This is a genomic window from Wolbachia endosymbiont of Madathamugadia hiepei (assembly GCF_013366855.1).
Classification (GTDB): domain Bacteria; phylum Pseudomonadota; class Alphaproteobacteria; order Rickettsiales; family Anaplasmataceae; genus Wolbachia.
The window spans coordinates 1-2,448 of record NZ_WQMP01000144.1; the positions used below are offsets into that span (position 1 = coordinate 1).

General features: G+C 33.8%; 3 protein-coding genes and 1 pseudogene. 2 read left to right on the top strand and 2 right to left on the bottom strand.

What is annotated here, in order from left to right; genetic code table 11:
• Window positions 1–256 (bottom strand): annotated as a pseudogene (locus tag GO685_RS04730) (bifunctional riboflavin kinase/FMN adenylyltransferase); the annotation flags it as partial.
• A gap of 67 nt (window positions 257–323) precedes the next feature.
• Here GO685_RS04730 and GO685_RS04735 point away from each other — a divergent pair.
• Complete coding sequence (locus GO685_RS04735; RefSeq protein WP_175937793.1) at window positions 324–692, top strand: glutaredoxin domain-containing protein; 369 nt, start codon at window positions 324–326, stop codon at window positions 690–692.
• Between the two features lie 116 nt (window positions 693–808).
• A complete protein-coding gene (locus tag GO685_RS04740) occupies window positions 809–1,681 on the top strand; it encodes a hypothetical protein (RefSeq protein WP_175937794.1) in 873 nt (290 codons plus the stop codon).
• A 48-nt stretch (window positions 1,682–1,729) separates the two neighbouring features.
• Here the strand turns inward: GO685_RS04740 and GO685_RS04745 are convergent, their stop codons facing one another.
• Window positions 1,730–2,239: a DNA-3-methyladenine glycosylase gene (locus GO685_RS04745; RefSeq protein WP_175937795.1), complete on the bottom strand. Its 510-nt coding sequence runs from the start codon at window positions 2,237–2,239 to the stop codon at window positions 1,730–1,732.
• Between the last annotated feature and the right edge of the window lie 209 nt (window positions 2,240–2,448).

The window sequence follows — 2,448 nt, forward strand, 5'->3', positions numbered from 1 at the left end:
AGTGATCTATACCATAGCTGCTAATCAGTTCTTTTTTTTGTTCTTGGTTTATCAATCTAAAGTTGTTTCTGCCAAATAAGACTGTTGATGGGTGGGGCTCAAAAGTTAAAACTGCAGAGGGTAATCCTCTTTCTTGCGCTACTTTCTTTAGAATAGAAATTGCAAGTTCATGCCCCAAATGAACACCATCAAAATTTCCAAAGGTTAATGCTACGTTATTTTCTATCTCCTGCTCACAATTATAAATAATTTTCATACAATTTGATATCTTATATATGTTTCTATATATAATAATTATATTTTATAAACTACGGAGATAAATCATGAAAAATATTAAAGGAAAGGTTGTAATATGTGTAAAGCAGTACTGTCCTTTTTGTAAGAGAGCAAAGGAGTTGCTGGATGGAAAAGGTGTGGAATATGAAGAAATTGATGTGCTTAAAAACCCGGATTTGTTTAATGACATAAAGTCAAAATATAACGTTAGAACAGTTCCGCAAATTTTTATTACTGATGAAAATGGCAATTATATACATCATATTGATGGATGTGACAAATTGATGGACCTTGAAAGAGAAGGAAAGTTAGATGATATGTTAAGTAGCAATTATGATAAAACTGATGTAACAACTTACCCGAGCAGCAATGATGAGTATGAAGAATGTGTAGCATCACATGATGATTTTATTTGATTTTCCTTACTTTTACTGTCATGTAATGCACGAATGAAGGGCTGGTATACTCATTTTAAACAAATTTTAATGGATTAAAAATACAATTCATTTAGTTAGTTTTGTAGTGAGCGAAAATGACACAAAATATTTCAATTGTTAGCAAGGACTTAATTAGTATTGAACTAATCGACAAACAAGATTTGGAGAATTTCATCAAAATTTTTACAGTACTTGATAAGCACGTAGCAGCAAAAACTCTTTTTACAGAGGGGGTGAGAATAGAGTATAAACAACACAACAACGTGGAGGGTGTTGATTTACTGAAAAGTTCAGGCTTTACGTATCATGATGTTGAAAATGTATTACATCACTTGAGTAAACATGGAATGAAGGTGCCAAGCAACGTCATAGCACACACTCTCTTTTCTGCATATAATAATGCACTTGAATCTAAGGATATAGCGTTTTCCCTTTTTGAGGGCTCTCCACAGTATAATATTAGAGTAAATAAGAACACCTTCATAATAACTCCTATGAGTGAAAAGGATTTGGAGCTAAGTTCTCAAAATAGCAGAATGTTCATAGAGTTGCTAAAGAGCAAGAAAAGTATTTATAATTGCATAGTAGGAGAAAATACTATTAATGTTGTAGTACATTCTGAGATACATCAGGCTATAAATTTGGTTATAAAATCACTGATAAAATCTAGCCTTTTAGCACAAGACGAAGAAGCAAAACTCAAAGAGAAATTGAGACAACTTGCTTTTAAGGATCAAGCTTTTGTTGAGTATTCCAGCATCAAAACTATTAATAGATATCCACACAATCATCCTTTGAGAAAGTACGAAAACATTACTAAGGGTATAGAAAACATTCTATGTGATTTTATAACAGACGAGAATAGTGAGTCTGCTATAGAGCAACTAAATAGGCTTAATTCAAAAGTTTCTCCAGATACTCCAAGAATCATTACTAAGACTATAGATAAACTTGTTGAGTTCCACTAAGGTATTTTCTATGTTATTCTCGTGCGCAGCACGAGAATAACATCAAAGTTAGAAAACCTTAAATCGCCAAAATTTCTCTTTACCTTTACTAATTCCGATTCTTGGGGTGCAAATGTAATCTGATTTGAGGTGAGATTCGTAAACACAAAATTCGTGGCTTATAGTGAGGTCTTGTTTGTTGTGTTCTTTGGTAATATTCAACCTTTTGCACAGTATTCCTGGTCCACCTAGATTTGCTTCAAGCGGTTCAATGAGCTTCAATCCCCTTATCAATACTGCTGCTGGAAACCCTTCTGTTTCTGTTACGATGTTTAAACAGTAATACATTCCATATATGAAGTATACGTACGAAAACCCCGGCATACCAAACATTACCGAGGTTCGATCAGTATAGCCTCGCGCTGCATGACAGGCTGGATCATCCATTCCTATATAGGCTTCAACTTCAGTTATTATTCCACTAAAGTTGGAAAATTTGAGGACTTTTCCCAATAACTCTCCAGCTACAACCAAAGTCGGCCGCTCGTAGAAATTTCTTGGTAGTATTGTATTGTTCATCATAGAAGTATAAGTTACTTACATTTGCAAGCAACTTATACTGATACCAACTCCACTACACAGAAAGCTGGTAGACAACAGTGGAAAAAAGCTATAATGTCATCTAACAGAAACAAAAAAACTACTTGACAACCTTCGCCGTTACTCTTATAATGATACTGAAGCTATTTGTTTATCTTCACAATCTGTGCAGGTTAATGACAAAAAAC